This is a genomic window from Variovorax sp. V93, from assembly GCF_041154485.1.
Classification (GTDB): Bacteria; Pseudomonadota; Gammaproteobacteria; order Burkholderiales; family Burkholderiaceae_C; genus Variovorax; species Variovorax beijingensis_A.
Window position 1 is genome coordinate 2,613,588 of record NZ_AP028669.1, and the last position, 24,833, is coordinate 2,638,420.

Genomic DNA, 24,833 nt, shown 5'->3' on the forward strand with positions numbered 1-24,833 from the left:
AGGGCTTACGCGGATGGCCCCAGTCAGCGGCCATCCCCCTCGATTTTCTTGATTCCCAACGCGGCCCCAGGCCCCATCGACCGTGACGCAGCCCGCACCTCAAGCCCTTCCCGTCGTAACCCTTTTCGAGGGCGGCAGCGCACTCAGCGATTTCCGTGCGCGGCAGCTGCTGCCGAAGCTGCAGGCGATCGATGCGCGCATCGAGGGCATCGGTGCCCGTTTCGTGCACCTGGTGGTCACCGATGCGGCACTCGATGCGGCCGGCCGCGAGCGCTTCGCGGCGCTCCTGACCTACGGCGAGCCCTTCGAGGCCCCGGCCAAGGCGGGCGCTTCGGTGGTCGTCACGCCGCGCCTGGGCACCGTCTCGCCCTGGGCCTCCAAGGCCACCGACATCGCCCACAACTGCGGCCTGGCGCTGCGCCGGGTCGAGCGGGTCACCCAGTACCACCTGAAGCTCAAGGCCCCGCTGATCGGCAAGGCGCCCGTGCTCGAAGGCGACCTGCTGGCTGCCGTGGCCGGCCCGCTGCACGACCGCATGACCGAATCGGTGCTGGCCACGGTGGAGCAGGCCGCCAGCCTGTTCAGCGAGCTGCCGGCCCAGCCGATGGCGCTGGTCGACGTGCAGGGCGGCGGCCGCGCCGCGCTGGTGGCGGCCAACACGGGTTTCGGCCTGGCGCTGGCGGAAGACGAGATCGACTACCTGGTCGAAGCCTTCACCCGGCTCGGGCGCAACCCGAGCGACGTCGAGCTGATGATGTTCGCGCAGGCCAACAGCGAGCACTGCCGCCACAAGATCTTCAACGCCAGCTTCGCGATCGACGGCCAGGCCCAGCCGCAGAGCCTGTTCTCGATGATCCGCCACACCGAGAAGCAGAACCCGCAACACACCGTCATTGCCTATGCCGACAACGCCTCGGTGATGGAGGGCACGACGGTCGAGCGCTTCATTCCGGCTTCGGATTCGCAGAGCTATCAAAAAGATAGCGCGCTGAGCCACGTGCTGATGAAGGTCGAGACGCACAACCATCCGACGGCCATTTCGCCGTTCCCGGGCGCCTCGACCGGCGCGGGCGGCGAGATCCGCGACGAAGGCGCCACCGGCCGCGGCTCCAAGCCCAAGGCTGGCCTGACCGGCTTCACGGTGTCGAAGCTCTGGCCGGAAGAGGGCCACTACGGCAAGCCCGAGCACATCGCGAGCCCGCTGCAGATCATGACCGAGGGCCCGCTGGGCGGCGCCGCCTTCAACAACGAGTTCGGCCGGCCCAACCTGCTGGGCTATTTCCGCGAATACGAGCAGACCGTGGCGAGCGACGTCGACACGGTGCAGCGCGGCTACCACAAGCCCATCATGATCGCGGGCGGCCTCGGCAGCATCGACGCCACGCAGACGAAAAAAATCCAGTTCCCGGCCGGCTCGCTGCTGATCCAGCTCGGCGGCCCCGGCATGCGCATCGGCATGGGCGGCAGCGCCGCGAGTTCCATGGCCACGGGTGCCAACGCGGCCGAACTCGATTTCGACTCGGTGCAGCGCGGCAACCCCGAGATCGAGCGCCGCGCCCAGGAAGTCATCAACCACTGCTGGCAGCAGGGCGCGGCCAACCCGATCCTCGCGATCCACGACGTGGGCGCGGGCGGCCTGAGCAACGCCTTCCCCGAACTGACCAACGACGCCGGCCGCGGCGCGCGCTTCGACCTGCGCGCCGTGCCGCTCGAAGAGTCCGGCATGGCGCCCAAGGAAATCTGGTGCAACGAAAGCCAGGAGCGCTACGTACTGGCCATCGCGCCGGAATCGCTCGAACAGTTCAAGGCCTTCTGCGAGCGCGAGCGCTGCCCGTTCTCGGTGGTGGGCGTGGCGACCGAAGACCGCCAGCTGCTGGTGGCCGACGAGGGCGCCGAGGTACAACCCGTCGACATGCCGATGGACGTGCTGCTCGGCAAGCCGCCCAAGATGCACCGCGACGTCAAGACCGTTGCCCGCACCTTCAAGCCGCTCGACCTCACGGGCGTCGACCTGCAGAAGGCCGCCATCGACGTGCTGTCGCACCCGACCGTGGCCTCCAAGCGCTTCCTGATCACCATCGGCGACCGCACCGTGGGTGGCCTGAGCCACCGCGACCAGATGGTCGGCCCCTGGCAGGTGCCGGTGGCCGATTGCGCCGTCACGCTGGCCGACTACAAGGGCTTTGCCGGCGAGGCGATGAGCATGGGCGAGCGCACGCCGCTGGCCGCGCTCGACGCGCCGGCCTCGGGCCGCATGGCCGTGGCCGAGGCCATCACCAACCTGCTGGCCGCGCCGATCGAGCTCTCGCGCGTGAAGCTCTCGGCCAACTGGATGGCGGCCTGCGGCGAGCCCGGCGAAGACGCCGCGCTGTATGAAACCGTCAAGGCCGTGGGGCTGGAACTGTGCCCGGCGCTGGGCGTGTCGATCCCGGTCGGCAAGGATTCGCTGTCGATGCGCACGCAGTGGAAAGACGGCGACGAAGCCCGGAACGTCACCTCGCCCGTGAGCCTGATCGTGAGCGCGTTCGCCACGCTGGCCGACGTGCGCGGCACGCTCACGCCGCAGCTCGACGCCACCGAGGCCGACACCACGCTCGTGCTGATCGACCTGGGCCGCGGCCAGCACCGCATGGCCGGCAGCATCCTGGCGCAGACGCTGAACCAGAGCGGCGACACGGTGCCCGACCTCGACGACCCGGCACAACTGGTGGCGCTGGTCAATGCCGTGAACGCGCTGCGCGCCGACGGCAAGATCCTGGCCATGCACGACCGCAGCGACGGCGGCCTGTTCGCCACCGCCTGCGAAATGGCCTTTGCGGGCCACGTGGGCGTGGCGCTCAATGTCGACATGCTGGTCACCGAAGGCGACGGCATTTCCGACAGCCGCATGGAGACCGGCGACGCCAAGAACTGGGCGCAGCAGGTCAGCGCGCGGCGCGAGGAACTCACGCTCAAGGCACTGTTCAACGAAGAGCTCGGCATGGTGCTGCAGGTGCGCACGGCCGAGCGCAACGAGGTGATGCAGGTGCTGCGCGCCCACGGCCTCAGCGCGCACAGCCACTTCGTCGGCAAGACGCGGCCTGCCAGCTCCACGATGGAGGCCGGCAAGGGCAAGCTCGAGGTCTGGCGCGATGCCAGGTCGGTGTTCAGCGCGACGCTGCAGGACCTGCACCAGGTGTGGGATTCGGTCAGCTGGAAGATCGCCCGCGAGCGCGACAACCCGGCCTGCGCCGATGCCGAGCACGCCGCGGCCGGCGAGCCGGGCGACCCGGGCCTGCACTGGCATGTCTCGCCGCCGCTCGGCAAGGGCTGGGGCGAACTCGGCCCGGGGCTGCTGTCGTCGCGCCCCAAGGTCGCCATCCTGCGCGAGCAGGGCGTCAACTCGCATGTCGAGATGGCCTACGCCTTCACCGAAGCCGGCTTCGAAGCCTTCGACGTCCACATGACCGACCTGCAGGCGGGCCGGGCGGACCTCGCCGATTTCAAGGGCGTGGTGGCCTGCGGCGGCTTCAGCTATGGCGACACGCTGGGCGCCGGCATCGGCTGGGCGCGCAGCATCACCTTCAACCCGAAGCTGGCCGAACAGTTCAAGGCCTTCTTCGGCCGTACCGACACCTTCGGCCTGGGCGTGTGCAACGGCTGCCAGATGTTCGCCGAGCTGGCCGACATCATCCCGGGCGCCGAAGCCTGGCCGCGCTTCACCACCAACCAGAGCGAACGCTTCGAGGCGCGCCTGTCGATGGTCGAGGTGCTTGAATCGCCGAGCATCTTCTTCGCGGGCATGGCCGGCACGCGCCTGCCGATCGCGGTGGCGCATGGCGAGGGCTACGCCAACTTCAAGCACCGCGGCGATGCCGCCAAGGCCATTGCCGCCATGCGCTTCGTGGACAACCACGGCCAGCCGACCGAGCAGTACCCGTTCAACCCGAACGGCAGCGCCGGCGGCCTGACCTCGGTGACCACGCCCGACGGCCGCTTCACCGCCGTGATGCCGCACCCCGAGCGCGTGTTCCGCAACATCCAGATGAGCTGGACCGGCGGCGACAGGAGCGAACTGAGCCCCTGGATGCGCATCTGGCGCAATGCGCGCCGCTGGGTGGGCTGAAAGAAAAAGCCCGAAACGAAAAAGCGGCCCGCGGGCCGCTTTTTTCATGGGGCAGGAAAGCCGCGGGGCTTACTCGACCTTTGCCTTCGCGCGCAGCTCTTCCTGGTACTTCTGCAGGCGCTGCTGTTGCAGCTGCTGCGTGATCTGCGGCTGCACTTCTTCCAGCTTCGGCAGTTGCGCCTGGCGGATGTCGTCGACGCGGATGATGTGGTAGCCGAACTGTGTCTTGACCGGGGCTGCCGTGGTTTCGCCCTTCTTGAGCTTGATCATCGCCTCGGAGAACTCGGGCACGAAGCTCGCGGGGTTGGCCCAGTCGAGATCGCCGCCATTGGCGCCCGATCCCGGGTCCTTGCTCTGCTTCTTGGCGATGTCCTCGAACTTGGCGCCCTTCTTCAGGTCGGCCATGATCTTCTTGGCCTGGTCTTCGGTCTCGACCAGGATATGGCGGGCCTTGTATTCCTTGCCGCCATTGGCCGCCACGAACTTGTCGTACTCGGCCTTGACTTCAGCGTCCGAGACCGGGCTGGTCTTGCGGTAGTTCTCGAACAGGGCGCGGATCAGGATGGCCTGGCGAGCGAGTTCGAGCTGGTTCTTGTAGTCCTCGGTGGCGTCGAGGCCCTGCTTCTGCGCTTCCTGCATGAACACTTCGCGCGCGACGATTTCCTCGCGCAGCTGGCCCTGCATCTCCGGCGTGACCGGCCGGCCGGCTGCCGCCAGCTGCTGGGCCAGCACGTCCATGCGCGCCTTGGGCACGGGCTTGCCGTTGACGATGGCTGCGTTCTGCGCCTGGGCCGCCAGAGGAATCGCACCGAGCAGCGCTGCGGCCGCAACGGCCTGCAAGAGTTGTTTTTTCATGGAATGAATATCAGGCTGGAGGGAAATGCGCGGATAGGAAAAGCGCGTGGAAAAAAAGCGAAGGAGCGGGAAGAATGGGGTCGGGCCGCCGCGGCCGTCTCGGCGCGTGCCGGCAATCGAACGACTCAGAGCACCTCGATGGCGATGGCGTGCAGACCCTGTGCGATAAAAACTTGGAGGGCATCATACACAAGGCGATGGCGCGCCACGCGGGGCTTCCCTTCGAACAGTGGGGAAGCAATGCGGACCCGGAAGTGGGTGCCCCGGCCCTCGGCATTGGCGCCCGCATGGCCGGCGTGGGCGCCGCTCTCGTCGATCACCTCGAGCATGGTGGGCTGCAGCGCCTGGCGCAGCGCCGCTTCGAGCTCGCGTGCCGTGGGCAGCGGATGGGTGGTGGCGGTGCTCATACGGAGGGTTCGTCGTTCTTGAGGTGCGGCGAGATGTAGAGCCCCTGCGCCACCAGGAACACGATCGGGAACGCGTAGCCCCAGAGCTTGAAGTTGACCCATGCCTCGGTCGTGAAGTACGCCGCCACGTAGCCGTTGATGGCCGCCATGAAGAGGCAATAGCCGATCCACGCCACGTTCAGGCGCCCCCAGATGCGATCCGGCAGCTGCAGCTGCGAGCCCAGCAGCATCTTGAGGAAGTTCTTCTTCAGCGCCCAGAGCGCCACCGCCAGCGCGATGGCCATGGCGCCGTACAGGACCGTGGGCTTCCACTTGATGAAGCGGTCGTCGTGCAGCGCGAGCGTGAGCGTGCCGAACAGCAGGATCAGCACCAGCGTGGCCTTCTGCATGGCCTGCAGCTTGCGGTCGAGCGCGTAGATGATGCCCATCTGCAGCACGGTGGCGGCCATCAGCACGCCGGTGGCGGTGTAGATGTCGGCCAGCTTGTAGGCGCCGAAGAACAGCAGGATCGGAAAGAAGTCGAGGATCAGTTTCATGCGCTGGACGGGCCGGTTCGGTTGCTTATTTTTTCTTGAAGTCGAGCGAGGCGGAATTCATGCAGTACCGCAGGCCGGTTTCGGTGGGGCCGTCGGGGAACACGTGGCCCAGGTGGGCGCCGCAATTGGCGCAGACGTTCTCGGTGCGCACCATGCCATGCGAGCGGTCGACGATGTTCCGGATGGCGCCCGGCACGGCCTCTTGCGAGAAGCTCGGCCAGCCGCAGCCCGCATCGAACTTGGTGGACGATTCGAACAGCTTGGCGCCGCAGCAGATGCAATGGTAGGTGCCGTCGTCCCAGTGCGCCTCGTACTTGCCGGTGAAGGGCCGTTCGGTGGCCGCGTGGCGCGTGACCTCGAAGGCCGCGGGCTCGGCGCCTTTTTCGGCAAGCAGGGCCTTCCATTCGGCGTCGGTTTTCTCGATGGGAGTGGTCATGATGAGCAGCTGATTTCGATCGTGGAAGCCCAGTCGGGCGGGAACCCGGCATAGGCATCGGCGCCGGGATGTTCTTCAAATGGGGTTTCGAGCAGGGCCAACAAGGTTGCCACAGCCGAGAAGTCTTTCTGGCTCGCCGCTTCGATGGCTTGCTGGCCCAGGTGGTTCCGCAACACGTACTTCGGATTGGATTCGAGCATCAGGGCTGCGGCTTCCGCGCGCGGCGCCTGCGCATGGCGCTGCGAAAAGGATAGCAGCCAGGCATCGAAGCCCGCGCGGTCCAGAAACAGGTCGCGCACCGGTTCGACGTTGCCGTCGGCCATGTGCTGCGAAAGGCGGCGCCAGAAGATGGTGTAGTCGACCTTTTCGGCGGCCAAGAGCTTCAGCACGCCCTCGATGAGCGCACGGTCGCCTTCGGCCGGTTGCGCGAGGCCGAGCTTGGCGCGCATGCGGCCCTCGAATTCGCGCGGGAACACCGTCTTGTAGGACTCCAGCGCCGCGACGGCGATTTCCTGGTCGCCGATCAGCGGCAACAGGGCCTGTGCGAGGCAGAACAGGTTCCAGTAGGCCACGTTGGGCTGCTGGTTGAAGGCGTAGCGCCCGCTGGTGTCGCTGTGGTTGCAGATGTGGCGCGGATCGAAGCCGTCGAGGAACTGGAACGGCCCGTAGTCGATGGTGAGCCCGAGGATGCTCATGTTGTCGGTGTTCATCACGCCATGGCAGAAGCCCACGGCCTGCCACTGCGCAAGCAGGGCGGCGGTGCGCTCGCTCACGGCTTCGAGGAAGGCCGCGTAGGCGTTGCCGCTGAAGCGATCGGTGGTGCGGCAGGCCGGGTAGTAGCGGTCGATGACGTAGTCGGCCAGCGCACGCAGTTCGGCATCGCGCTGGTTGGCCGAAAAGTGCTCGAAGTGGCCGAAGCGGATGAAGCTGGGCGCCACGCGTGTCACGACGGCAGCGCTTTCGGGCACTTCGCGATACACCCGGGCGTCGGAGCCCGTGACGCAGAGCGCGCGGGTGGTCGGAATGCCCAGGCCGTGCATGGCCTCGCTGCAGAGGAATTCGCGGATGCTGGAGCGCAGCACGGCGCGGCCGTCGGCGCCGCGCGAGTAGGGCGTGCGGCCCGCGCCCTTGAGCTGCACCTCGAGGCCGCCCTCGGTTTCGCCAAGCATGATGGCGCGGCCGTCGCCGAGCTGGCCGGCCCAGACGCCGAACTGGTGGCCGCTGTACACGGTGGCGAAGGGCTGCGTGCCGGCCACGGGCAGGTTGCCGGTCAATGCCTCCAGCGTCCCGTCCGATTGCCGCCAATCGGACGGCAGGCCGAGCATGCGGGCCGTCGCCTCGCTGTGGCCCACCCAGTAGGAGGGATCGGGCAGCGGCGTCGGCCGCAGTTCGGTAAGAAAGGCGGGGCCCAGCGCCCGGAATCCGGGTTTCCAGCGCAATCCCAGGTCCGCGGCGGCCGTGTCTTCAGCAAGCAAGCTCATGCCCGGATTGTCCGGCAGAGCGCGAGACCCCTGGCGATGCGGGCCATCGGCGGGTCGAGGCCCGTTCAGTGGGCCAGCGCCGGCGTGTCCCAGATGCGCGCCCGGTATTGGGCGGGCGGCAGCCCGAACCAGCGCTTGCAGGCCCGGAAGAAGTTGCTGCTGTCGACGAAGCCGAGCATGTCGGCCACGTCGGTGAGCGTGTGGCGGTCTTCCGCCAGGTACTGCTGCGCCAGTTCGCGGCGGGTGCGGTCGAGCAGCGACTGGAACGACACCGATTCCTGCTGCAGCCGCCGCTGCAGCGTGCGCTCCGCGAGGCCGAGGCCGGCGGCCACGTCCTGCCGGCGCGGTTCGCCTTGCGGCAGCCGCCGTGCGATCTCGGCGCACACCAGGGTGCTGGTGGTGGTCTGGCCCAGCAGGTTCAGCTGGTCGTCCAGCAGGTGCTCCTGCATCTGGCCCAACGTGGGGTGGTGGGTGGGCAGCGGCATCGCCATGTCGGCTGCCGACAGCAGCAGCCGGTTGGCCGGCGCGTTGTAGTGGATGGCGCAGCCGAAGGCCTCGCGGTGCAGCCGGTCGTCGACGGGCGGCGGATAGACGAATTCGAGCGCCAGCGGCTGCAGCTCGCGCCGCGTGAGCCACTGGCACTGCATGAAGACGGTCAGCAGGGCGTATTCGACGCGCTGGCGCGGAATCGGGAGGCTGCCGCCGGTGTGCTCCATCACCATCCAGCAGCCGCGCGCCTCGCGCTGCAGCGAGAAGGCGGTCGCGTCGGAGATCACGGCCATGTAGCGCGTGAGCCGCACCAGCGCCGCGCCCAGGTCGGCGCTGCAGGCCATGGCGTGGCCGACCGTGCCCAGCTTGCTGTGCGTGGCGGCCAGGTCGCGGGCCAGGCCCAGCGTGGGCTTGCCGGCGCGCGCCACTGCCAGTTGCCAGAGCACGGAGATCTCGTCCACCGGGATGCGGGCATTCTGCCGATGCAGCGAATCGGGATCGAAGCCCGCATCGCGCAGCAGCGAGGGCACGTCGATTCCCTCGGCCTCGAACATCGAGAGCACGCCTTCGAGCCAGGCGGCCGAACTGGTCCGCAGCTCGGGCTGCTGCGCGCAGCCGGACCGGCGTTGCGGCCGGCGCTGGGCATGCGGCATGGAGGCTCCTGAAGTCATTGAATTGGCGCGCTTGCGATAGCGGCGGAAACGGCGTGCGTTCCTAGAATTTTTAAGGGGTTCGGCGGGCCGGAGTATGGCCACCGGACGCGCAGGCAGGAATTCCGATTAACCCGGTGTGGAGACAAAAAATGGATACGGCACTGACAGCAGCGGTACGCGCCCGGCCAGAAAACCAGGGCATGGCGGCAACGACCACGGCGGCGGCGCGGGCACTGGCCGCGGCCGCCTGCCTGGCCCTCGCGGCCTGCGGCGGCGGCTCCTCGGGCGGGTCGTTCTCGTTCCTGCCGGCCGCGCCGCCTGCGCCGCCGCCCGCCGCGCCGCCACCGGCCGTCGACGGCCCCATGGTGCGCCAGACCACTGCCGGCAAGGTCGAGGGCGTGGACGACAGCGCCAGCTCGGGTACCTGGTTCTGGAAGGGCGTTCCCTTCGCGCAGCCGCCGGTCGGCCCGCTGCGCTGGCGTGCGCCGGCGGAGCCCGAGGGCTGGAGCGGCATCCGCCCGGCCGCGAAATTCGGCAATGCCTGCCTGCAGATCGGCCGCCTCTTCAGCCCCGGAGCCAACAACACCTACGACGCCACCATCGGCACCATGCTGGGCAAGCCGGTCGGCAGCGAGGACTGCCTGTTCGTCAACATCTGGCGGCCCGCCACGGACGAGCAGAACCTGCCGGTGCTGCTGTTCGTGCACGGCGGCAGCAATATTTCGGGCTACACGGCCGATCCGCTCTACGACGGCGCCCGGCTCGCCAAGGCCGCCAACGCGGTGGTCGTCACCGCCAGCTATCGCCTGGGCATCCTGGGCTTCCTGAACATGCCGCAACTGCGTCCGGGCGGCAGCGCGGGCGACGACTCGGGCAACTTCGCGCTGCTCGACGTCATGGCGGCGCTGCGCTTCATCAAGAACAACGTCGCGAACTTCGGTGGCGATCCGGGCAACGTCACGCTCTCGGGCGAATCGGCCGGCGCCACCAACCTGCTGGCGGTGATGACCTCGCCAATGGCCAAGGGCCTGTTCCACAAGGCCTTCGAGATGAGCGGCGGGATCTCGCTCGCGAGCAACCTGCCGCCAGGCACGCTGCCGACGCTGGCGCCGGCCTCGGCTTCGCTCGCGCAGGGCCAGTCGATCCTCGAGAAGCTGCTCGTGGCCGATGGCACTGCCGCCGACGCAGCCGCCGCCAAGGCCTACATCGGCACGCGCACGCCGGCGCAGATTGCCGAATACCTGCGCGCGCAGGAGGGTGGCGCGATGCTGGCGACGGTGGTCGCCAATGGCCTGGGCAGCGTTGCGCCCATTCCCGACGGCACGGTGCTGCCTGCCGATCCCATCGGCGCGATCGCCGCCGGCAACTACGCCAAGGTGCCGATGCTCGCCGGGAATACGCGCGACGAGGGCAAGCTCTTCGCCTCGCTGCTGGGAACCATCGGCTTCCCGAAGCCGGGCTGGATCGTCACCGATGCCCAGCGCTTCTCGATGATGTTCAACTTCGACCCCGATGCGCAGTCCACGCTCACGGCGGCCGACATCATCGATCCGTCCTACCTTCCGGTAGACACGCCCGGCACGGGCTACAACGCGGCCACCGCCGTCATCACGAAGGGCCTGTTCGAGGCCAATCGCGACAACCTGCTCAACACGATGAAGACGCACCAGTCGAACATCTGGCACTACCGCCTCGACTGGGCGCAGGAGCCCTCACCGTGGAACGACGTGTACGGGGCTGCGCATGCCTTCGACCTGCCGTTCGTGTTCGGCAACTTCAGCGGCTCGCTGCTCAGCAACGTGATGGGCGGCAAGGCCAACCAGCCCGGCCGGCTCGCGCTGTCCAGGGCCGTGATGGCCAGCGTCGGTGCCTTCATGCGCAAGGGCGACCCGAGCACGCCCGAACTTGGTGCAACCTGGGCGACATGGCCGTCGCAGCTGCGGCTCGACGCCACGCCCTCGGCGGCCGTGGTCACGCCGGTGCAGGCCGTGCCTTGATCAGGCGCATCAATGAGCCGCTGCGTTCAATCCGGCAGTGCGGGTTTGTGTCATTGTGGAAGTGGCCGAAGCTTGCGTGAATCCGTTGTCCGCAAGCTTTCATGAAGTCATTTCAAAAAGGAGTCCGTAGATGCTGGGTTTGATGCAAGACCAACCGCTTTTGATCTCGTCGCTGATCGAGTTCGCCGAGCGCCACAACGGCGACGGCGAGATCGTCTCGCGCCGGGTCGAGGGCGACATCCACCGCACGACGTGGGGCGGTATCGCATCTCGCGCCCGGCAGGTGGCCAATGCGCTGGACGGTGAGCAGCTGCTGTTCAGCGACCGCATCGCCACCCTGGCCTGGAACGGCTACCGGCACCTGGAGCTGTACTACGGCGTGAGCGGCAGCGGCCGCGTGCTGCACACCATCAACCCGCGCCTGCACCCCGACCAGATCGCCTGGATCGCCAACCACGCCGAAGACCAGATCCTGTGCTTCGACCTGAGCTTCCTGCCGCTCGTGCAGGCGGTGCATGCCAAGTGCCCCACGGTCCGCAAATGGATTGCCCTGTGCGATGCCGACAAGATCCCGGCGGACAGCGGCGTGCCCAACCTCGTAAGCTACGAAAGCTGGATCGGCGGGCAATCCACCGGCTACGACTGGCCCACCTTCGACGAGAACTCGGCCTCGAGCATGTGCTACACGAGCGGCACCACGGGCAACCCCAAGGCCGCGCTCTACAGCCACCGCTCGACCATGCTGCATGCCTACGCCGCGGCCCTGCCGGACGTCATGCGGCTGTCGGCGCGCGACTCGGTGCTGCCGGTGGTGCCGATGTTCCACGTCAACGCCTGGGGCATTCCGTACTCGGCCGCGCTGGTGGGCTGCAAGCTCGTGTTTCCCGGCCCGGCGCTCGACGGCAAATCGGTGTACGAGCTGATCGAATCCGAAGGCGTCACCTTCGCGGCCGGCGTGCCCACCGTGTGGCAGATGATGCTCGGCCACATGCAGGCCAACGGCCTGAAGTTCAGCAAGCTCAACCGCACCGTGATCGGCGGTTCGGCCTGCCCGCCGGCCATGATCACGGCGTTCCAGGAGAACTACAACGTCGAGGTGCTGCATGCCTGGGGCATGACCGAGATGAGCCCGCTGGGCACGCTGTGCACGCTCAAGAACAAGCACCTGTCGCTGCCGCCCGATGCGCAGCTGCAGATCCGCATGAAGCAGGGCCGCGCCATCTTCGGCGTCGACATGAAGATCGTCGACGGCAACGGCAAGGAGCTGCCCTGGGACGGCAAGGCCTACGGCGACCTGTTGGTCAAGGGCCCATGGATCGTGAAGGAGTACTTCAAGGGCGAGGGCGGCGACCCGCTCATCCGCGACGAGCAGGGCCGCGGCTGGTTCCCCACCGGCGACGTTGCCACCATCGACGCCGAGGGCTACCTGCAGATCACCGACCGAAGCAAGGACGTGATCAAGTCCGGCGGCGAATGGATCAGCTCCATCGAGATCGAGAACATCGCCGTCGCGCACCCGGCCGTCGCCATGGCCGCCTGCATCGGCGTGCACCACCCCAAGTGGGACGAGCGGCCGATCATCGCGGTGGTGAAGAAGCCCAATGCGGAAGTCGCGCGCGAGGAGCTGCTGAAGTTCTACGAGGGCAAGACGGCCAAGTGGCAGATCCCCGACGACGTGGTGTTCGTCGAGGCGATTCCGATCGGGGCCACCGGCAAGATCCTCAAGACCAGGCTGCGCGAACTGCTCAAGGACTACAAGCTTCCCACCACCTGACCAGGCGCCAAGGCCCGTCCGCACTGTCGCGTATGCGATAGCAGGGCCGCTTCGGCGGCCTTCCTTCCGGGCAATCCCTGTGCGGCGAAGAAAAGGGCGCTTGTACGCTGGCATCCCGACTTTCACTCCGGAGACTCTTCATGCAATTTGCCATCAAGTCCGCAGCCGCCTGTGCCATGTTGGTCGGCATGACGGCCGCATTCGCCCAGAAGGGCGAGACCGTCAAGATCGCCTGGCTCGATCCGCTGTCGGGCCTGATGGCAGCCGTGGGCACCAACCAGCTCAAGACCACGCAGTTCCTGGCCGAGGAGTTCAACAAGAAGAATGCCTCGGGCGTGAAGTTCGAGATCATCGCGATCGACAACAAGCTGAGCCCGCAGGAAACCACCGCCGCGCTGCGCTCCGCGCAGGACCAGGGCGCGCGCTACATCACCCAGGGCAATGGCTCCGGGCCGGCACTGGCCATCATCGACGCCATCGAGAAGAACAACGCACGCAATCCGGGCAAGGAACTGCTCTACCTGAACTATGCGGCGGTCGACCCGGACCTCACCAACAGCAAGTGCAGCTACTGGCACTTTCGCCTCGATGCCGACACCTCCATGAAGATGGAGGCGCTGACCACCTGGATGAAGGACCAGCCCGACATCAAGAAGGTCTACATCCTGGGCCAGAACTACGCGCACGGCGTGCAGGTGTCCAAGTTCGCGAAGGAAGACCTGAAGGCCAAGCGCCCCGACATCCAGATCGTGGGCGACGACCTGCACCCGCTCGCCCAGGTGCGCGACTTCTCGCCCTACATCGCCAAGATCAAGGCCTCGGGCGCGGACACCGTCATCACCGGCAACTGGGGTTCCGACCTGTCGCTGCTCATCAAGGCCGCCAACGATTCGGGCCTGGACGTCAAGTTCCTCACCTACTACGCCTTCGGCACCGGGACCCCGACGGCCATGGGCGCCACCTCCGCCGGCAAGATCTACACCGTGGCATATGGCCACTACAACATGGGAGGCGAAATCCAGAAGCTGCTCGCCGGCTACAAGAAGAAGATGAACGACGACCTGACGCAATCGTCGATCTACCACACGTTCGCGCTGCTCGACGCCGCCTTCGTGCAGACCAGGTCGACCGATCCGGTCAAGGTTGCGGCCGCGCTCGAGGGCATGAAGATCAAGAGCTTCAACGGGGAGGTCGAGATGCGCAAGGCCGACCACCAGCTGCAACAGGGCCTCTACATCTCACGCTGGGAGAAAGCCAGCGCCAAGTACCCCTATGACGCCGAGAACACCGGCTACACCAATGTCCCCGTGAAGTACTACGAGTCGTATGTGGCCAGCACGCCGACGACCTGCCAGATGAAGCGCCCTTGAGCGTCTTTGTGAACGCATTTCCTACTCGTGGGTAGAAGCTGTCTACCCTCGGGTAGAAATTGGAGAAATGCGCTGTCGCCTGCGCGATAGAAACGGGCCTTTGCGGCCGCCCCCTTCGGGCATTCCCTGAGGGGAGGGGCAGTGAACGCTTGTACGCTCGTGCAAGTCTTTTTGATTCGGTTTGACCAGGAGAAATAGATCGTGAAGTTCGCTCTGAAAATCGCTACCGCATCCATCCTTGCAGCGAGCGCCGCCGGCGCCCTGGCCCAGAAGGGCGAGACCGTGAAGATCGCCTGGCTCGACCCGCTGTCGGGCCTGATGGCGGCCGTTGGCACCAACCAGCTCAAGACCTTCCAGTTCCTGGCCGAGGAGTTCAACAAGAAGAACGCGGCCGGCGTGAAGTTCGAGGTCATCGCCATCGACAACAAGCTGAGTCCGCAGGAAACCACCAGCGCGCTGCGCTCCGCGATGGATCAGGGCGCGCGCTACGTGGTGCAGGGCAACGGCTCCGGCCCGGCGCTGGCCATCATCGACGCGCTCGAGAAGCACAACGCCCGCAACCCGGGCAAGGAAGTGCTCTACATCAACTACGCGGCCGTCGACCCCGACCTCACCAACAGCAAGTGCAGCTACTGGCACTTCCGGCTCGACGCCGACACCTCCATGAAGATGGAAGCGCTGACCGCCTTCATGAAGGAGCAGCCCGACATCAAGAAGGTCTACCTCATCAACCAGAACTACTCGCACGGCCAGCAGGTCTCCAAGTTCGCCAAGCAGAACCTCAAGGACAAGCGGCCCGATGTCGAGATCGTGGGCGACGACCTGCATCCGCTCGCGCAGGTGCGCGACTTCTCGCCCTACATCGCCAAAATCAAGGCTTCGGGTGCCGACACCGTCATCACCGGCAACTGGGGCTCCGACCTCGCGCTGCTCATCAAGTCGGCCAACGACTCGGGCCTGAACGTCAAGTTCTACACCTACTACGCCGTGACCAACGGCACGCCCACCGCCATGGGCGCGGCTTCGGACGGCAAGGTCTACCAGGTGGGCTACAGCCACTACAACGCGCCCGGCCCCGTGCAACCGTTGATGAACGAGTTCAAGAAGAAGTTCAACGACGACATGTACACCACTGACATCTACACGGTGTACGCCATGCTCAGCGAAGCCTTCGTGCGCACCAAGTCGACCGAGCCGGTCAAGGTGGCGGCCGCGATGGAAGGCATGAAGTTCAAGAGCTTCAACGGCGACGTCGAGATGCGCAAGGCCGACCACCAGCTGCAGCAGGGCCTGTGGATCACGCGCTGGCAGAAGGCCGACGCCAAGAACCCCTACAGCCCCGAGAACACCGGCTACACGCTGGCGCCCGTCAAGTTCTACGAGGCCTACGTTGCGAGCACGCCCACGTCGTGCCAGATGAAGCGGCCCAACGCCTCGTGATCGCCTGATCGCGCGCCGACCGGTCGAGGCCCGACTTGAACACTCGGGCCTTTTTTCTTTTCTCACCTGACACGAAAGACCGATGAACGTCGAATTCTTCGTCATCTCGCTGCTCAACGGCGTCAGCTACGGGCTGCTGCTGTTCATGCTGAGCTCCGGCCTTACGCTGATCTTCAGCATGATGGGCGTGCTCAACTTCGCGCACGCCAGCTTCTACATGCTGGGCGCCTACATCGCCTACACGCTGTCGGGCATCGTCGGCTTCTGGCCGGCGCTGTTCATCGCGCCGCTGCTGGTGGGCCTGCTGGGCGCCGCCTTCGAGCGCTACAGCCTGCGCCGGGTCCACAAGTTCGGCCACGTGCCGGAGCTCCTGGTGACCTTCGGGCTTTCGTACCTCATCCTGGAGCTGGTGCAGCTCGCCTGGGGCCGCTCGACCGTGCCCTACGGCCTGCCGCCGCAGCTGCAGGGGCCGCTGTTCTCGCTGTACGGCACGCAGTTTCCCAAGTCGCGCTCGTTCATCATGCTGGTGGCGGTGCTGATGCTCATCTCGGTGTGGCTGCTGCTCACGCGCACGCGCATCGGCCTGGTGATCCAGGCGGCGCTCAAGCACCCCGACATGGTCGAGGCGCTGGGCCACAACGTGCCGCGCGTCTTCATGCTGGTGTTCGGCGGCGGTGCCGCGCTCGCGGGCCTAGCGGGCGTGGTGGGCGGCAACACCTACGTCACCGAGCCCGCGATGGCGGCCTCGGTCGGCTCGATCATCTTCGTGGTGGTGGTGGTCGGCGGCATGGGCTCGCTGGCCGGCGCATTCCTGGCGTCGCTCTTGATCGGCATCATCCAGACCTTCGCGGTGGCCATGGACCAGTCGTTCGCGGGCGGCCTGCAGCTGCTGGGCTTCACGGTGACCGACCAGACCTTCGGCTACGAGCTGCTCAAGCTCACGATCTCGCAGGTCGCGCCGATCCTGCCGTACCTGTTCCTGGTGCTGATCCTCATCTTCAGGCCCAAGGGTCTTCTTGGCACCCGGGAGGACTGAAGCCATGACAGGCACAACCACCACGACCACTGCGGCCACCACGCAGTACTACCGCTTCAAGCCCTGGAACATCGGGCGCTTCCTGATCTGGTCGCTGTTCGCGATCGTGCTGATCGTCTCGCCGCTGCTGTTCAAGAGCAGCCTGGCGCTCACCATGCTCTCGCAGATGGGCTACCTGATCATCATCTGCCTGAGCTACAACATCCTGCTGGGGCAGGGCGGCATGCTGAGCTTCGGCCATGCGGTGTATGTCGGGCTCGGTTCCTTCCTTGCCATCCACGTGATGAACATGGGCGACAAGGGCGGGCTGCAGATTCCGCTGGTGGCCATTCCGCTGGTGGGCGGCCTGGCCGGCATGTTCTTTGCCATCCTGCTGGGCTTCGTCACGACCAAGAAGTCGGGCACCACCTTCGCGATGATCACGCTGGGCATCGGCGAGCTCGTGGCCTCCATGGCGCTGATGTTCCCGAGCTTCTTCGGAGGCGAGGGCGGCATCACCACCAACCGCGTGTACGGGCCGAGCTTCTTCGGCTTCAACTTCGGCCCGCAGATCCAGGTGTACTACCTGATCGCCGCCTACTGCTTCGTCTGCACCGCGCTCATGTATGCCTTCACCGGCACGCCGCTCGGCCGCATGCTGAATGCGGTGCGCGACAACCCGGAGCGCGTGGAGTTCATCGGCTACAACACGCAGCGCGTGCGCTACTTCGCCTTCATCATCGCGGGCTTCTTCGCGGGCATTGGCGGCGGGCTGGCATCGATCAACTTCGAGATCGTGAACGCGGCCGACAGCCTGAGCGCCATCCGCTCGGGCGGCTACCTGCTGTTCACTTTCCTGGGCGGGGCGGTGTTCTTCTTCGGCCCGATCATCGGCGCGGTGCTGCTGGTGTTCGCCTCGATCCTGCTGTCGGAGCTCTCGAAGGCCTGGCAGCTCTACTTTGGCCTGGTGTTCGTGTTCATGGTGATGTTCGCGCCCGGCGGCATCGCCAGCCTGGTGATGATGAACCTGCGGGTTGCCAAGTTCGGCAAGTTCAACCGCTTCTGGCTGCTGTATGTCGCGCTGGCCGTGGCGCTGGTGCCGGTGGTGGTGGGCGCTGCCGCGCTGATCGAGATGATCTATCACATCCAGCTCAATTCGGCGCTCGGGCCCAAGCTGAATTACTTCGGCGTGGCGATCGATACGTCCGCCGCGGCAAGCTGGCTCGGCGCCGCCGCGATCCTGGCCGTGGGCCTGGCCGCGCTGGAGGTGGCGCGCCGGCGCTTCGTGCGTGTCTGGGGCCAGGCGCAGGAAGAGATCGAAGCAGAAATCAAGCGCCGGGAGGCCGCGTAATGAGCGCGCAATATGCACTGGAACTGAAGTCGCTGCGCAAGAATTTCGGCAAGACCGAAATCATCCGCGGCGTGGACCTGGCCGTGAAGGCCGGGGAGCGCGTGGCCATCATCGGCCCGAACGGGGCGGGCAAGTCGACGCTGTTCAACCTGATCAGCGGGCGGCTCGCGCCCACGAGCGGCGAGGTGCTGCTGAACGGCCAGCGCATCGACGGCAAGAAGCCTTTCGAGATCAACCGGCTGGGCCTGTCGCGCAGCTTCCAGATCACCAACATCTTCCCGAAGCTCAGCGTGTTCGAGAACCTGCGCTGCGGCGTGCTGTGGAGCCTGGGCTACCGCTACACCTTCCTGCGCTTTCTCTCGAACCTGGACGACGCCAACGCGCGCACCGAAGAGCTCATGCGGCAGATCGGCCTGCAGCGCAAGCGCGACGTGCACGCGGTGAACCTCACCTATGCGGAGCAGCGCGCGCTCGAGATCGGCGTGACCATTGCCGGCGGCGCCGGCGTCATTCTTCTGGACGAGCCCACGGCGGGCATGAGCAAGACCGAGACCGCGCATTTCATCTCGCTGATCAAGCACGTCACGGTCGGCAAGACGCTGCTGACGGTGGAGCACGACATGGGCGTGGTCTTCGGGCTGGCCGACAAGATCGCGGTGGTGGTGTATGGCGAGGTCATCGCCTTCGACACGCCGGCCGCGGTTCGTGCCAATGCGCGGGTTCAGGAGGCCTATCTGGGATCTTCGGTTGCCGATGCGCAGGGGGCGGGGCACTGATGGCAATCCGCTTTTCTCTGCGTCGCGTTGTGTTTGACATGCCTTGTCCAGGGCGCGATCCCGCCGACGGGGTACCTTGCTCCGCGAATGTCCCCCGGCCTGCGGCCTCCTCCTTGATTTCGCTGCGCAAGGCACCCCATCGACGTGATCGTTATTCAGAGCGGTGGTTGATCGGCCAGCATCACAGCCGCGCCCATCGTGCGCAGGGCATCGGGTGCTCCCCGCAGCGAAATAATGGGGGAGGCCGAAGGCCGGAGGACATTCGCGGAGGGGAGTACCCGGTGTCCTGTGCACGCGCTCTGAACAACAGCGCCCCGAACAAGAACAAGCAACCTGAAACACAAGCCGCCGCGGAGCAAATGACATGCTGAAGCTTCACGACATCCACGCCTACTACGGCAAGAGCCATGTGCTGCATGGCGTTTCCTTCAACGTCGGGGCCGGCGAAATCGTCGCGCTGCTGGGCCGCAACGGCTCGGGCCGCTCGACCACCGCCAAGGCCATCATGGGCCTGGTGCATGCCGAGGGCACGCTGCGCTGGAAGGACCAGGACATCCTGCGCCGGAAGGCCTACGAAATTGCGCACCTGGGCATCGGCTACGTGCCCGAGAACCGCGACATCTTTCCCAAGCTCACGGTGCACCAGAACCTGCTCTTGGGCCAGAAAGGATCGGGCAAGGGCAGCCGCTGGTCCTTCGACGACATGTACGGCATGTTCCCGCGCCTGAAGGAGCGCCAGCACACCGAGGCCGGCGTGCTCTCGGGCGGCGAGCAGCAGATGCTCACGCTGTGCCGCACCTTGATGGGCGACCCCGACCTGATCATCATCGACGAGCCCACCGAAGGCCTCGCGCCCAAGATCGTCGAGCTGGTGGGGCAGTACCTGAAGACGCTCAAGGACAAGGGCATCTCGGTGCTGCTGATCGAACAGAAGCTGACCATCGCCATGCAGATCTCGGACCGCGCGCTCGTCATGGGCCACGGCAGCATCGTGTTCGATGGAACCCCCGACAGCCTGCGCGCCGATGCCGCCACTCGCAAAGAGTGGCTGGAGGTCTGAAGAAGCCCTCCAGGGATCCGGGCCGCGCCCCGGATCCTCTTGTCCCGACAGCGACTGCGTGCCATTGTTGGGCCACGCGAAACGCCTAGAATCCTCTCGAAAAAGAACACTCGTGCTTTTTCTTCTTTTTCTTCACACACCAAGGAACGCAGCATGACGGCTGAATACAAAGTGCTCGGCGATGTCGCCGTGATCACACTGACCAACCCGCCGGTCAACGGTCTCGGTTTCTCGACCCGCATCGGCATCACCGATGGGCTCGCGAAGGCCAATGCCGATGATGCCGTCAAGGCCATCGTCATCACCGGTGCCGGCAAGGCGTTCTCGGGTGGCGCGGACATCAAGGAATTCGGCACGCCCAAGGCGCTGCAGGAGCCCAACTTGCTGAGCGTGATCCTTGCGCTCGAGGCTTCGCCGAAGCCGATCGTCGCGGCCATCCATTCGGTGTGCATGGGCGGCGGGCTTGAGCTGGCGCTCGGCTGCCACTACCGCGTGGCGGCTCCCGGCACGAGCATTGCGCTGCCCGAGGTCAAGCTGGGCCTGATTCCCGGCGCCGGCGGCACGCAGCGCCTGCCGCGCGTGCTCGGTGTGGAGACCGCCCTGAACATGATCGTGAGCGGCGAGCCCGTGAAGAGCGAACTGCTCGCGAGCCTGCCGGGCCAGAAGCTGTTCGACAAGCTCGCGGCCTCGCCCGAGTCGGTGTTCGAGGAAGCCGTTGCCTTCGCCAAGAGCGTCGCGGGCAAGACCGGCGACGCATTGCCGCTGGTGCGCAACCTGCCGTGCAAGCACCCGCAGGGCGATGCCTACTTCCAGTTCGCGAAGAACATGGTCGGCGGCATGTCGAAGAACTACCCTGCGCCGCTCAAGTGCGTCGATGCCGTTCAGGCCGCGACGAAGATGAAGTTCGACGAAGGCATGGCCGAGGAGCGCCGGATCTTCACCGCGCTGATGTTCACGCCCGAATCGCTGGCGCTGCGCCACCTGTTCATGGCCGAGCGCGCCGCCTCCAAGATTCCCGACGTGCCCGAGGATACGCCCAAGCGCGAGATCAAGTCGGTGGGCGTGATCGGCGCCGGCACCATGGGCGGTGGCATCTCGATGAACTTTTTGAATGCGGGCATTCCCGTGAAGATCCTCGAGATGAAGCAGGAAGCGCTCGACCGCGGCATTGCGACCATCCGAAAGAACTACGAATCCCAGGTCAAGAAGGGCAAGCTCAAGCAGGACAAGTACGAGCAGCGCATGGCGCTTTTGAGCACCACGCTCGACTACAACGACCTGAAGGATGCCGACCTGATCATCGAAGCCGTGTTCGAGGAACTCGGCGTGAAGGAAAAGGTGTTCAAGGAACTCGACCGCGTGGCCAAGAAGGGCGCCATCCTGGCTTCCAACACCTCGACGCTCGACGTCGACAAGATCGCCGCCTTCACCCAGCGTCCGCAGGACGTGGTCGGCATGCACTTCTTCAGCCCGGCCAACGTGATGAAGCTGCTCGAGGTGGTGCGCGGCAAGGAAACGGCCAAGGACGTGCTGGCCACCGTGATGGACATCGGCAAGAAGATCAAGAAGACGGCCGTGGTCTCGGGCGTGTGCGACGGCTTCATCGGCAACCGCATGATCGAGCAGTACTCGCGCCAGGCGGGCTTCCTGCTGGACGAGGGCGCCACGCCGCAGCAGGTCGACAAGGCGATCGAGAAGTTCGGCTTTGCGATGGGTCCGTTCCGCATGGGCGACCTGGCCGGCAACGACATCGGCTGGGCGATTCGTAAGCGCCGCGCCGTGGAGCATCCGGACATGAAGTACAGCCGCACGGCCGACAAGCTCTGCGAACTGGGCCGCTTCGGCCAGAAGACCGGCGCAGGCTGGTACGACTACCAGGCCGGCAAGCGCGACGCGATTCCGTCGGAACTCGTCAACAAGATGATCGAGGACCACCGCAAGGAATTGGGCATCACGCCGCGCAAGATCTCCGATGAAGAGATCGTGCAGCGCCTGGTCTATGCGCTGGTCAACGAAGGCGCACACATCCTGGAGGACGGCATCGCGTCGAAGTCCGGCGACATCGACATGGTGTACCTCACCGGCTATGGCTTCCCGATCTGGCGCGGCGGCCCGATGCACTACGCATCGCAGCTCGGCCTGTACAACGTGGCCGAAACCATGAAGCGTTTCGCCAAGAACCCGCGCGACGACGCCGAGTTCTGGCAGCCCGCGCCGCTGATCCAGAAGCTGGTGGCCGAAGGCAAGCAGTTCAGCTGATCGCGAAGGGACTCCGGCCGCCCATGTTGAAACGCATCTTCCTCGGGCTGCTGCTGGTGCTGCTGGCACTGGCGGCGGCCGTGGCGGCCAAGACCTGGACCACGCCATCGCAGCAGCTGGCGGTGGCGCCCGCACCCAAGCTGGACATCGACCTGCAGGCGGCCGCGAAGCGGCTGTCCACGGCGATCACGTTCCGCACGGTGTCCAGCCTCGACGACCCGGCCGCGAACCTGGCCGAGTTCGACAAGATGCATGCCTACCTCGCGCAGCAGTTCCCCAGGCTCCACGCGACCCTCAAGAAGGAAGTGGTCGGCAACAGGGCACTGCTCTACACCTGGGCCGGCAGCGATCCGCAGGCCAGGCCCGTCGCGCTCATGGCGCACCAGGACATGGTGCCCATCGCGCCGGGCACCGAGAAGGCCTGGACGGTCGACCCCTTCGCGGGCGAGATCAAGGACGGCTTCGTCTGGGGCCGCGGCACGCTCGACAACAAGAGCAACCTGTTCGCGCAGATGGAAGCCATCGAGCTGCTGGTCGCAAGCGGCTTCCAGCCGAGGCAGACCGTCTACCTAGTGATGGGCGACGACGAGGAGGTGAGCGGCCTGCGCGGCGCGCAGCCGATTGCCGAGCTGCTCAAGTCGCACAACGTGCGCCTGGACTGGGTGCTCGACGAGGGCCTGCTGATCCTCGACGGCGTGCTGCCCGGCCTGTCGAAACCGGCGGCGCTCATCGGCCTGGCCGAGAAGGGCTACGGCACCTTCTTTCTTTCGCTCGACACCGCGCCCGGCCATTCGTCGATGCCGCCGCAGCACAGCGCCATCGGCAGCATGAGCGCGGCGCTCGCGCGGCTCGAAGCCAACCCGATGCCCGGCGGCATCAAGGGCGTGGCCGCGCAGATGTTCGGTGCGCTCGCGCCCGAGATGAGCGGCGTGAACCGCGTGATGCTCTCCAACCTGTGGCTCACCGAACCGCTGGTGCGCGGCCAGCTCGAGAAAAGCCCGAGCAGCAACGCGATGCTGCGCACGACCACGGCGCTCACCATCGTGCGCGCCGGCAACAAGGACAACGTGCTGCCCGGCCGCGCCGAGGCGGCGGTCAACTTCCGCATCCTGCCGGGCGACACCATCGACAGCGTGGAAGCGCATCTGCGCAAGAGTCTGGGCAACGACGAGATCAAGATCAAGCGCTATCCAGGCAACTCGGAGCCATCGCCCGTCTCGCCGACCGATAGCACGGGCTACCGCGCAATCCAGCAGGCGGTGCGCCAGTCGTTTCCCGATGTGGTGGTGGCCCCCGGCCTCATGACGGCCGCCACCGACTCGCGCCACTTCAGTCTGGTGAGCGACGCGGTCTTTCGTTTCTCGCCGCTGCGCATGAAGGGCGAGGACCTCGCGCGTTTCCACGGCAACAACGAGCGCGTCTCCATCGCCAACTACGGCGAGATGATCGGCTTCTATCACCAGCTCCTGCGCAACGGCAACGCCGCGCCGGCGCAATGACGACCACAACCCTCTTTCCCTTCCATCTTCAAAGGACCTCACCATGACCAGCGCCGTCATCGTTTCCACCGCCCGCACGCCGCTCGCGAAGAGCTGGAAGGGTGCTTTCAACATGACGCACGGCGCCACGCTCGGCGGCCACGCCGTTCAGCACGCCATCTCGCGCGCCGGCATCGAAGCCGCCGAAGTCGACGACGTGATCATGGGCTGCGCCACGCCCGAGGGCGCCACCGGCTCCAACATCGCGCGCCAGATCGCGCTGCGCGCCGGCTGCCCGGTCACCACCTCGGGCATGACGATCAACCGCTTCTGCTCGTCGGGCCTGCAGACCATCGCCACCGCCGCGCAGCGCATCATCGCGGGCGAGGGCGAGGTGTACGTGGCCGGCGGCGTCGAGAGCATCTCCTGCGTGCAGAACGAAGCCAACAAGCACATGCTGGCCGACCCCTGGCTCGTGAAGCACAAGCCCGAGATCTACTGGAACATGCTGCAGACGGCCGAGCAGGTGGCCAAGCGCTACAACATCGGCCGCGACGCCATGGACGAATACGGCGCCGCCAGCCAGCAGAAGGCCACCGCCGCGCTCGAAGCCGGCCGCTTCAAGGACGAGATCGCGCCGATCACCGTGCTGGCCGGCGTGGCCGACCCGGTGATGGGCCTGCGCACCAAGGAAGTGACCGTCGAGAACGACGAAGGCATCCGCCCCGGCACCACCAAGGAAGGCATCAGCGGCATTCGCCCGGCGCTGCCCGGCGGCCTGATCTCGGCCGGCAATGCCAGCCAGTTCTCCGACGGCGGCGGCGCCTGCGTGGTGGTCGACGAGAAGTACGCGCAGCAAAAAGGCCTGAAGCCGCTCGGCCGCTTCCTCGGCTTTGCCGTGGCCGGCTGCGAGCCCGACGAAATGGGCATCGGCCCGGTGTTCGCGATTCCGAAGGTGCTCAAGCGCCTGGGCCTCACGGTCGACGACATCGACCTGTGGGAACTCAACGAAGCCTTCGCCGTGCAGGTGATCTACTGCCGCGACAAGCTCGGCATTCCGGGCGACCGCCTGAACGTGGACGGCGGCGCCATTGCCGTGGGCCACCCCTACGGCGTGAGCGGCCAGCGCCTGACCGGCCATGCGCTCATCGAAGGCAAGCGCCGCGGCGCGAAGAAGGTGCTGGTCACGATGTGCATCGGCGGCGGCATGGGCGCTGCGGGCGTGTTCGAAATCATCTGACTCTCCGCCAGTCTGCGGCGCATTGCCACACTGCGTGCGTATTGCCTCCGCCCACCCCCTTCCGGGGGCAACACCAGCGGCCCGGCTGAGCCGGTTCCGCGGTGTTCCTGG

The 24,833-nt window shown here is 66.3% G+C and carries 18 protein-coding genes; 12 read left to right on the forward strand and 6 right to left on the reverse strand.

Annotated features, from left to right (window positions below; genetic code table 11):
* Positions 1-82: 82 nt before the first annotated feature.
* Positions 83-4,105 carry a phosphoribosylformylglycinamidine synthase gene (purL, locus tag ACAM54_RS12405; protein WP_369650865.1) on the forward strand — a complete coding sequence of 1,341 codons (4,023 nt, stop codon included), beginning with the start codon at positions 83-85 and terminating at the stop codon, positions 4,103-4,105.
* 69 nt (positions 4,106-4,174) lie between these two features.
* Here purL and ACAM54_RS12410 read toward each other — a convergent pair whose 3' ends face one another.
* From ACAM54_RS12410 to ACAM54_RS12435, 6 genes are all read right to left on the reverse strand, one after another.
* Positions 4,175-4,960 carry a peptidylprolyl isomerase gene (locus ACAM54_RS12410; RefSeq protein ID WP_369650866.1) on the reverse strand — a complete coding sequence of 262 codons (786 nt, stop codon included), beginning with the start codon at positions 4,958-4,960 and terminating at the stop codon, positions 4,175-4,177.
* Between the two features lie 125 nt (positions 4,961-5,085).
* Positions 5,086-5,367, reverse strand: a complete 282-nt coding sequence (locus ACAM54_RS12415) for a BolA family transcriptional regulator (protein ID WP_145743827.1) — start codon at positions 5,365-5,367, stop codon at positions 5,086-5,088.
* Positions 5,364-5,903, reverse strand: coding sequence for a septation protein A (locus ACAM54_RS12420; protein ID WP_145743829.1), 540 nt, complete (start codon positions 5,901-5,903; stop codon positions 5,364-5,366). Before ACAM54_RS12420 ends, ACAM54_RS12415 begins: the two co-directional genes overlap by 4 nt.
* A gap of 25 nt (positions 5,904-5,928) precedes the next feature.
* The gene (msrB, locus tag ACAM54_RS12425; RefSeq protein ID WP_012748038.1) at positions 5,929-6,339 is read right to left on the reverse strand and encodes a peptide-methionine (R)-S-oxide reductase MsrB; all 411 of its coding nucleotides are present in this window, start codon (positions 6,337-6,339) and stop codon (positions 5,929-5,931) included.
* On the reverse strand, positions 6,336-7,820 hold the full coding sequence (locus ACAM54_RS12430; RefSeq protein ID WP_369650867.1) for a YdiU family protein: 1,485 nt from the start codon (positions 7,818-7,820) through the stop codon (positions 6,336-6,338). Before ACAM54_RS12430 ends, msrB begins: the two co-directional genes overlap by 4 nt.
* Before the next feature lie 65 nt (positions 7,821-7,885).
* Positions 7,886-8,962 (reverse strand): AraC family transcriptional regulator, encoded by a 1,077-nt coding sequence (locus tag ACAM54_RS12435; protein ID WP_369650868.1) that lies wholly within the window; start codon positions 8,960-8,962, stop codon positions 7,886-7,888.
* A gap of 200 nt (positions 8,963-9,162) precedes the next feature.
* Here ACAM54_RS12435 and ACAM54_RS12440 point away from each other — a divergent pair, with 200 nt between their 5' ends.
* From ACAM54_RS12440 to ACAM54_RS12490, 11 genes are all read left to right on the forward strand, one after another.
* Positions 9,163-10,959 (forward strand): carboxylesterase/lipase family protein, encoded by a 1,797-nt coding sequence (locus ACAM54_RS12440; RefSeq protein WP_369650869.1) that lies wholly within the window; start codon positions 9,163-9,165, stop codon positions 10,957-10,959.
* 130 nt (positions 10,960-11,089) lie between these two features.
* A complete protein-coding gene (locus ACAM54_RS12445; RefSeq protein WP_369650870.1) occupies positions 11,090-12,733 on the forward strand; it encodes a 3-(methylthio)propionyl-CoA ligase in 1,644 nt (547 codons plus the stop codon).
* Between the two features lie 140 nt (positions 12,734-12,873).
* A complete protein-coding gene (locus tag ACAM54_RS12450; protein ID WP_145747408.1) occupies positions 12,874-14,103 on the forward strand; it encodes a branched-chain amino acid ABC transporter substrate-binding protein in 1,230 nt (409 codons plus the stop codon).
* 201 nt (positions 14,104-14,304) lie between these two features.
* Positions 14,305-15,543 carry a branched-chain amino acid ABC transporter substrate-binding protein gene (locus ACAM54_RS12455; protein ID WP_145747409.1) on the forward strand — a complete coding sequence of 413 codons (1,239 nt, stop codon included), beginning with the start codon at positions 14,305-14,307 and terminating at the stop codon, positions 15,541-15,543.
* A gap of 82 nt (positions 15,544-15,625) precedes the next feature.
* Positions 15,626-16,579, forward strand: a complete 954-nt coding sequence (locus ACAM54_RS12460; protein WP_369650871.1) for a branched-chain amino acid ABC transporter permease — start codon at positions 15,626-15,628, stop codon at positions 16,577-16,579.
* 4 nt (positions 16,580-16,583) lie between these two features.
* Positions 16,584-17,909, forward strand: coding sequence for a branched-chain amino acid ABC transporter permease (locus ACAM54_RS12465; RefSeq protein WP_369650872.1), 1,326 nt, complete (start codon positions 16,584-16,586; stop codon positions 17,907-17,909).
* Complete coding sequence (locus ACAM54_RS12470) at positions 17,909-18,685, forward strand: ABC transporter ATP-binding protein (RefSeq protein ID WP_145747412.1); 777 nt, start codon at positions 17,909-17,911, stop codon at positions 18,683-18,685. Before ACAM54_RS12465 ends, ACAM54_RS12470 begins: the two co-directional genes overlap by 1 nt.
* 364 nt (positions 18,686-19,049) lie before the next feature.
* Positions 19,050-19,745: an ABC transporter ATP-binding protein gene (locus ACAM54_RS12475; RefSeq protein WP_369650873.1), complete on the forward strand. Its 696-nt coding sequence runs from the start codon at positions 19,050-19,052 to the stop codon at positions 19,743-19,745.
* Between the two features lie 153 nt (positions 19,746-19,898).
* Positions 19,899-22,004 carry a 3-hydroxyacyl-CoA dehydrogenase NAD-binding domain-containing protein gene (locus ACAM54_RS12480; protein WP_369650874.1) on the forward strand — a complete coding sequence of 702 codons (2,106 nt, stop codon included), beginning with the start codon at positions 19,899-19,901 and terminating at the stop codon, positions 22,002-22,004.
* Positions 22,005-22,027: 23 nt separating this feature from the next.
* Complete coding sequence (locus ACAM54_RS12485; protein WP_369650875.1) at positions 22,028-23,503, forward strand: M20 family peptidase; 1,476 nt, start codon at positions 22,028-22,030, stop codon at positions 23,501-23,503.
* 43 nt (positions 23,504-23,546) lie between these two features.
* On the forward strand, positions 23,547-24,722 hold the full coding sequence (locus ACAM54_RS12490) for an acetyl-CoA C-acyltransferase (protein WP_369650876.1): 1,176 nt from the start codon (positions 23,547-23,549) through the stop codon (positions 24,720-24,722).
* The last annotated feature ends 111 nt before the right edge of the window (positions 24,723-24,833 follow it).

Excerpts from the sequence above, each read along its gene's own strand:
- ACAM54_RS12490 (WP_369650876.1), top strand. The coding sequence starts at position 23,547 with ATGACCAGCGCCGTCATCGTTTCCACCGCCCGCACGCCGCTCGCGAAG.
- ACAM54_RS12440 (WP_369650869.1), top strand. The coding sequence starts at position 9,163 with ATGGCGGCAACGACCACGGCGGCGGCGCGGGCACTGGCCGCGGCCGCC.
- ACAM54_RS12430 (WP_369650867.1), bottom strand. The coding sequence starts at position 7,820 with ATGAGCTTGCTTGCTGAAGACACGGCCGCCGCGGACCTGGGATTGCGC.
- msrB (WP_012748038.1), bottom strand. The coding sequence starts at position 6,339 with ATGACCACTCCCATCGAGAAAACCGACGCCGAATGGAAGGCCCTGCTT.
- ACAM54_RS12420 (WP_145743829.1), bottom strand. The coding sequence starts at position 5,903 with ATGAAACTGATCCTCGACTTCTTTCCGATCCTGCTGTTCTTCGGCGCC.
- ACAM54_RS12480 (WP_369650874.1), top strand. The coding sequence starts at position 19,899 with ATGACGGCTGAATACAAAGTGCTCGGCGATGTCGCCGTGATCACACTG.
- ACAM54_RS12485 (WP_369650875.1), top strand. The coding sequence starts at position 22,028 with ATGTTGAAACGCATCTTCCTCGGGCTGCTGCTGGTGCTGCTGGCACTG.
- ACAM54_RS12475 (WP_369650873.1), top strand. The coding sequence starts at position 19,050 with ATGCTGAAGCTTCACGACATCCACGCCTACTACGGCAAGAGCCATGTG.
- ACAM54_RS12470 (WP_145747412.1), top strand. The coding sequence starts at position 17,909 with ATGAGCGCGCAATATGCACTGGAACTGAAGTCGCTGCGCAAGAATTTC.
- ACAM54_RS12445 (WP_369650870.1), top strand. The coding sequence starts at position 11,090 with ATGCTGGGTTTGATGCAAGACCAACCGCTTTTGATCTCGTCGCTGATC.
- ACAM54_RS12450 (WP_145747408.1), top strand. The coding sequence starts at position 12,874 with ATGCAATTTGCCATCAAGTCCGCAGCCGCCTGTGCCATGTTGGTCGGC.
- ACAM54_RS12410 (WP_369650866.1), bottom strand. The coding sequence starts at position 4,960 with ATGAAAAAACAACTCTTGCAGGCCGTTGCGGCCGCAGCGCTGCTCGGT.
- ACAM54_RS12460 (WP_369650871.1), top strand. The coding sequence starts at position 15,626 with ATGAACGTCGAATTCTTCGTCATCTCGCTGCTCAACGGCGTCAGCTAC.
- ACAM54_RS12415 (WP_145743827.1), bottom strand. The coding sequence starts at position 5,367 with ATGAGCACCGCCACCACCCATCCGCTGCCCACGGCACGCGAGCTCGAA.
- ACAM54_RS12435 (WP_369650868.1), bottom strand. The coding sequence starts at position 8,962 with ATGCCGCATGCCCAGCGCCGGCCGCAACGCCGGTCCGGCTGCGCGCAG.
- ACAM54_RS12465 (WP_369650872.1), top strand. The coding sequence starts at position 16,584 with ATGACAGGCACAACCACCACGACCACTGCGGCCACCACGCAGTACTAC.